Here is a 6362-nt window from a genome sequence, read left to right on the forward strand (position 1 = left end):
CTGGTTGAAGGAAGCACAAGAGATGAGCAAGCTGCGCGTGGCGGTCCTCGGCGCCAAGGGCCGTATCGGCTCGGAAGCCGTTCGAGCTGTCGAAGCCGCCGAGGACATGGAACTCGTCGCTGCCCTCGGCCGCGGCGACAAGCTGGAGACGCTGACCGAAACCGGCGCCCAGGTCGCGGTCGAACTGACCACGCCCGACTCGGTCATGGCCAACCTCGAGTTCTGCGTCGGTCACGGCATCCACGCGGTCGTCGGCACCACCGGCTGGACCGACGAGCGCCTCGCGCGGCTGAACGGCTGGCTGTCCGCCTCCCCGGAGACGGGCGTGCTCATCGCGCCGAACTTCTCCATCGGGGCCGTGCTCAACATGAAGTTCGCGCAGATCGCGGCACCGTACTTCGAGTCGGTGGAGGTCATCGAACTCCACCACCCGAAGAAGGTCGACGCCCCGTCGGGCACCGCCACACGCACAGCCCAGCTCATCGCGTCGGCACGTGCGGAGGCGGGTTCGGCCCAGGCACCCGACGCCACGCAAACGGCCCTGGACGGCGCGCGGGGCGCCGACGTCGACGGCGTCCCCGTGCACTCCGTGCGCCTGCGCGGCCTGCTGGCCCACCAGGAGGTCCTGCTGGGCGGCGAGGGCGAGACCCTCACCATCCGGCACGACTCGCTCCACCACAGCAGCTTCATGCCGGGCATCCTGCTCGGCGCCCGCCGCGTGGTGAGCACCCCGGGCCTGACGTTCGGCCTCGAACACTTCCTGGATCTGAACTGAGCCCCTGATCGTCATGCGCGCGAAGCTCACCTACGCCCTCACCGCCGCCGTCCTGGTCGTCTACTTCGTCCTGGTCGGCAGCCGCGGCGTGCTGCTCATCGAGATCGGCACGCCCCTCACCGTCACCTTCGGTGTCGCCGTGCTGATCCTGCCGGTCATCGGCCTGTGGTTCCTGTGGAAGAACACGCAGTTCGCGCGGAAGGCCGGTCAACTGGCCGCCGAACTCGACGCCGAGGGCGGTCTGCCCGTCGACGAACTGCGGCGCACCCCCAGCGGGCGCATCGACCGAGACTCGGCCGACGAGGTCTTCGCCCGGCGCAAGGCGGAGACGGAAGACGCCCCCGACGACTGGCGCACCTGGTTCCGCCTCGCCGTCGCCTACCACGACGCCCGTGACACCCCCCGCGCCCGCAAGGCGATGCAGCGCGCGATCGCCCTGCACGACGGAAAGCAGCCCGAGGCGGCCTGAGGCGCACCCCCTCATGCCGGTGGGGCCGGACCGTTCACCACGGTCCGGCCCCACCGGCATGAGGAAGGCGGAGGGCGTCAGCGTGGGCCGTACTCCGCGGCCCACGCCTCGACCGAGTCCGCCGCCCGGTCGAAGGCCTCCGTGCGGCCCAGGAAATCCGCGTTGTGCGTCGTCATGATCGACACCGGCCCCGTGTCGCCCCGGCCCTGGCGTCCGAGGAGCAGAGCCTGTCCCTGCACCGTCCGGGGCAGGTTCAGCCAGCGCACCGGCTGCTGCACCGTACGCACGGAGACGACCTGCTCCCAGGACGCCGTACGCGTCGTGAGGAAACCGACGTGCCGCAGTCCCCGGGCGCTGACCCACACACCCATGCGCAGCAGCCGAAGCGCCGCGGCGATGACGAGCAGCGCGAGGGCGAACACCATCGCGGCCGAGGCCAGTTGGGCCGTCGCGGCGATGATGACCGCCGCGAACAGCACGAACGAGGCGAGCAGCAGCGCAAGGGCGGCCACCACGACACGCCACGGCCCGGGCCGGTACGGACGACGCCAGCGGTCACGGTCCTCGTAGGGCAACGGAACGTCGTCCGCCGCCTCGAAAACGCGGTCGGCCGTCAGGAAGGGCAGGGGCACGGCTGGTCCTCACTCGATCCATGCGTGGGCTGTGCCCGGTGAGGCTACCGATCTGTGTCCCCGGTCACCACCGGCGGGGGGCCGGATGGAGTCACCGTCGGTGCGGTGCGGTTCAGCGCCGCTCGGAGGCCTGGGACTGCTGAGGCTGATCAGCCGTCTTGGCGGGCGTCAGGGCGGGCGTCCCGATGACCAGGGACCCCACGAGCCCCGCCACGATGGTGAGCCCCAGGAGCCAACGCCCGGCCATCTGGCCGAGCGACGACCGCTCGCGCGGCGGGGGAGTGACATTGCTGCGGAACCTGTCGGCCTCGGCGACGAAGGCAAACGGTACGGGTTCACGCCGACCGAACATCAGGGGTACGTCTCCTTCAAGGGTGGAACGGATCACTTTCGTCTGTAGAGACGAACGAACTCCCTCAGAGGTGCCCTGTTTCACCGACTTCATTGCGGCACGGCACCGATCGCGCCGAATCGGCCGGGCCGTAGAGTGGCGTCGCCACACGACGAGATGGGAAGGCCCTGCCAACCGTGACCGACACCCCCGCCGACGACCTCAAACCCAGCTACCGCAGCGACGTCACCGTCGAGCTGGTCAAGCACACCGCGTCCGACGCGGACGTCCTCTTCGCGGCCCGGGTCTCGACCCTGGGCGAGCAGTCCCTTGACGAGCTGAAGAAGGACCCCGAGCGTTCCAAGGGCCTGATCAACTATCTGATGCGGGACCGGCACGGCAGTCCCTTCGAGCACAACTCGATGACCTTCCTCATCAGCGCCCCGATCTTCGTCTTCCGCGAGTTCATGCGGCACCGCGTCGGCTGGTCGTACAACGAGGAGAGCGGCCGCTACCGCGAGCTCCAGCCCGTGTTCTACGTCCCCGACGAGTCCCGCAAGCTGGTCCAGGAGGGCCGTCCGGGCAAGTACGTCTTCGTCGAGGGCACCCAGGCCCAGCAGGAGTTGGTCGGCCGTGTGATGGAGGACTCGTACCGGCAGGCGTACGAGGCCTACCAGGAGATGCTCGCCGCCGGCGTCGCCCGCGAGGTGGCCCGCGCCGTCCTCCCCGTCGGCCTGTACTCGTCGATGTACGCCACCTGCAACGCCCGCTCGCTGATGCACTTCCTCGGCCTGCGCACCCAGCACGAACTGGCGAAGGTGCCGTCCTTCCCGCAGCGCGAGATCGAGATGGTCGGCGAGAAGCTGGAGGAGGAGTGGTCCCGGCTCATGCCGCTCACCTACGCCGCCTTCAACGCCAACGGACGTGTGGCGCCGTAACGCGCCCCGGTTCCCCGATCCGGTACAGATGTACGGTTCAGCCGCGTGAAGTGTCCGTATTGCGGCATTTGGAGAAGTTCATCTAGCCTGATCAAACGGGTCCGGCACTGCTTGAACCCCCGAGCAGGCAGTGCCGGGCTCCACCTTTGTCACGACTTGTCGCCTGCCCCGTGGGCAGACCCGGTCCTGAGCAACGAGTAGCGTGTAACCCATGGCTCCGACCTCGACTCCGCAGACCCCCTTCGGGCGGGTCCTCACCGCCATGGTCACGCCCTTCACGGCGGACGGCGCACTCGACCTCGACGGCGCGCAGCGGCTCGCCGCCCACCTGGTGGACGCAGGCAACGACGGCCTGGTCATCAACGGCACCACCGGCGAGTCCCCGACCACCAGCGACGCGGAGAAAGCGGATCTCGTACGGGCGGTCCTCGAGGCGGTCGGCGACCGCGCCCACGTGGTGGCCGGAGTCGGCACCAACGACACCCACCACAGCATGGAACTCGCCCGGGCGGCCGAGCGCACCGGCGCACACGGCCTGCTCGTCGTGACGCCGTACTACAACAAGCCGCCGCAGGAAGGCCTCTACCGGCACTTCACGGCCATCGCCGACACCACCGGCCTCCCCGTGATGCTCTACGACATCCCCGGCCGCAGCGGCGTCCCGATCAGCACCGAGACGCTCGTCCGCCTCGCCGAGCACCCCCGGATCGTCGCCAACAAGGACGCCAAGGGCGACCTCGGCCGCGCCAGCTGGGCCATCGCCCGCTCCGGCCTCGCCTGGTACTCCGGCGACGACATGCTGAACCTGCCCCTGCTCTCGGTCGGCGCGGTCGGCTTCGTCTCGGTCGTCGGGCACGTCGTCACCCCCGAGCTGCGCGCCCTGGTCGAGGCGTACACCTCGGGCGACGTCCAGAAGGCCACCGAGATCCACCAGAAGCTGCTCGCCGTCTACACGGGCATGTTCCGCACCCAGGGCGTGATGACGACCAAGGCGGCGCTCGCCCTCCAGGGACTGCCCGCCGGGCCCCTGCGCGCGCCCATGGTCGAATGCGCGCCCGAAGAGATCGAGCAACTCAAGATCGATCTTGCTGCCGGCGGGGTACAGCTCTGACATCAGACTTCGCGCGGACCCCCGCGCACCTGCTTCACAACTGAATAAGCGGGCCACCGGTGCCCGCGCACCCCACACAGACAACTGCTTCTGCACGAACGTCACGCGCGCCACGTGCCCCACCGGTACGTGGCGTGTGTGGTGAGGAGAGTCTTTTGAGTCATCCGCATCCCGAACTCCGCACGCCCCCGCCGCTCCCCGAAGGCGGCCTGCGTGTCACCCCGCTCGGCGGCCTCGGCGAAATCGGCCGGAACATGACGGTCTTCGAATTCGGCGGCCGCCTGCTGATCGTCGACTGCGGAGTGCTCTTCCCCGAGGAGGAGCAGCCCGGAATCGACCTGATCCTGCCGGACTTCTCGTCCATCAGAGACCGCCTCGACGACATCGAGGGCATCGTGCTCACGCACGGGCACGAGGATCACATCGGCGGCGTCCCCTTCCTCCTGCGCGAGAAGCCGGACATCCCGCTGATCGGCTCCAAGCTGACCCTCGCCCTCATCGAGGCCAAGCTCCAGGAGCACCGCATCCGCCCCTACACCCTCGAGGTGGCGGAGGGGCACCGCGAGCGCATCGGCCCCTTCGACTGCGAGTTCATCGCGGTCAACCACTCCATCCCGGACGCGCTGGCCGTGGCCATCCGCACCCCTGCGGGCATGGCCGTCCACACCGGCGACTTCAAGATGGACCAGCTCCCGCTGGACAGCCGCCTCACGGACCTCCACGCGTTCGCACGCCTGAGCGAGGAGGGCATCGACCTCCTCCTCTCGGACTCGACCAACGCCGAGGTGCCGGGATTCGTCCCGCCCGAGCGGGAGATCTCGAACGTCCTGCGGCAGGTCTTCGCCGGCGCCCGCAAGCGCATCATCGTCGCGAGCTTCGCCAGCCACGTGCACCGCATCCAGCAGATCCTGGACGCGGCACACGAGTACGGCCGCCGCGTCGCCTTCGTCGGCCGCTCCATGGTCCGCAACATGGGCATCGCGCGAGACCTGGGCTATCTGAGGGTCCCGCCGGGCCTCGTCGTGGACGTCAAGACGCTCGACGACCTCCCGGACAACGAGGTGGTCCTGGTCTGCACGGGCTCCCAGGGCGAGCCGATGGCGGCCCTGTCCCGCATGGCCAACCGCGACCACCAGATCCGCATCGTCCAGGGCGACACGGTGATCCTGGCGTCGTCCCTGATCCCCGGCAACGAGAACGCGGTCTACCGCGTGATCAACGGCCTCACCCGCTGGGGCGCCAACGTGGTCCACAAGGGCAACGCCAAGGTCCACGTCTCCGGCCACGCCTCGGCGGGCGAGCTGCTGTACTTCTACAACATCTGCCGCCCGAAGAATCTGATGCCGGTGCACGGCGAATGGCGCCACCTGCGGGCCAACGCCGAGCTGGGCGCCCTGACCGGAGTCCCGCACGACCGCATCGTCATCGCCGAGGACGGCGTGGCCGTCGACCTCGTCGAGGGCAAGGCGAAGATCTCCGGCAAGGTCCAGGCGGGATACGTCTACGTCGACGGCCTCTCGGTCGGTGACGTGGGCGAGCCGGCCCTCAAGGACCGCAAGATCCTCGGCGACGAGGGCATCATCTCGGTCTTCGTGGTGATCGACTCGTCCACCGGCAAGATCACCGGCGGTCCGCACATCCAGGCCCGCGGCTCCGGCATCGAGGACTCCGCCTTCGGGGACGTCGCCCCCAGGATCACGGAGGTGCTCGAGCGCTCCGCCCAGGACGGCGTCGTGGAGCCCCACCAGCTCCAGCAGCTCGTGCGCCGCACGCTGGGCAAGTGGGTCTCGGACACCTACCGGCGGCGCCCGATGATTCTGCCCGTCGTGGTGGAGGTCTGACGGTCCGTCGGGCCTGAGCTCGCGCCAACTGGGAGCGGGGCGCCTCGATTTGCATCGAGGCGCCCCGCTCCAGTAGGTTTACAACTCCTCCCGACGGGGCACCCGCGCCAACTCAGGCACGGTGACCATGCCCGGCCGGGGTGGAAATTCCGACTCAGGACTTCTGATAAAGTCGGAACCGCCGGAAAGGGAAACGCGGAAGCGGGAACCTGGAAAGCACCGAGGAAATCGGATCGGAAAGATCTGATAGAGTCGGAAACGCAAG

General features: G+C 69.0%; 7 protein-coding genes. 5 read left to right on the forward strand and 2 right to left on the reverse strand.

Annotated elements, in window-relative coordinates:
- The first annotated feature begins 22 nt into the window (after positions 1–22).
- Together dapB and ACIQU3_RS27140 are read left to right on the forward strand one after the other, a co-directional pair.
- The gene (gene dapB / locus ACIQU3_RS27135) at positions 23–775 is read left to right on the forward strand and encodes a 4-hydroxy-tetrahydrodipicolinate reductase (RefSeq protein WP_403736333.1); all 753 of its coding nucleotides are present in this window, start codon (positions 23–25) and stop codon (positions 773–775) included.
- A 13-nt stretch (positions 776–788) separates the two neighbouring features.
- Positions 789–1244, forward strand: a complete 456-nt coding sequence (locus ACIQU3_RS27140; RefSeq protein WP_403736330.1) for a hypothetical protein — start codon at positions 789–791, stop codon at positions 1242–1244.
- Between the two features lie 77 nt (positions 1245–1321).
- Here ACIQU3_RS27140 and ACIQU3_RS27145 read toward each other — a convergent pair whose 3' ends face one another.
- Together ACIQU3_RS27145 and ACIQU3_RS27150 are read right to left on the reverse strand one after the other, a co-directional pair.
- Positions 1322–1876, reverse strand: coding sequence for a hypothetical protein (locus ACIQU3_RS27145; protein WP_403736328.1), 555 nt, complete (start codon positions 1874–1876; stop codon positions 1322–1324).
- 112 nt (positions 1877–1988) lie between these two features.
- Entirely contained in the window at positions 1989–2228 is a 240-nt protein-coding gene (locus tag ACIQU3_RS27150) for a hypothetical protein (RefSeq protein ID WP_403736325.1), read from the reverse strand.
- A 176-nt stretch (positions 2229–2404) separates the two neighbouring features.
- Here ACIQU3_RS27150 and thyX point away from each other — a divergent pair, with 176 nt between their 5' ends.
- The 3 genes from thyX (at position 2405) to ACIQU3_RS27165 (ending at position 6097) form a co-directional block, all read left to right on the forward strand.
- A complete protein-coding gene (gene thyX / locus ACIQU3_RS27155; RefSeq protein ID WP_366718817.1) occupies positions 2405–3145 on the forward strand; it encodes an FAD-dependent thymidylate synthase in 741 nt (246 codons plus the stop codon).
- 211 nt (positions 3146–3356) lie between these two features.
- Positions 3357–4256, forward strand: a complete 900-nt coding sequence (gene dapA, locus ACIQU3_RS27160; protein ID WP_366718815.1) for a 4-hydroxy-tetrahydrodipicolinate synthase — start codon at positions 3357–3359, stop codon at positions 4254–4256.
- 155 nt (positions 4257–4411) lie between these two features.
- A complete protein-coding gene (locus ACIQU3_RS27165; protein ID WP_403736318.1) occupies positions 4412–6097 on the forward strand; it encodes a ribonuclease J in 1686 nt (561 codons plus the stop codon).
- Positions 6098–6362 lie beyond the last annotated feature (265 nt).

The organism is Streptomyces sp. NPDC101110 (assembly GCF_044759525.1).
Classification (GTDB): domain Bacteria; phylum Actinomycetota; class Actinomycetes; order Streptomycetales; family Streptomycetaceae; genus Streptomyces.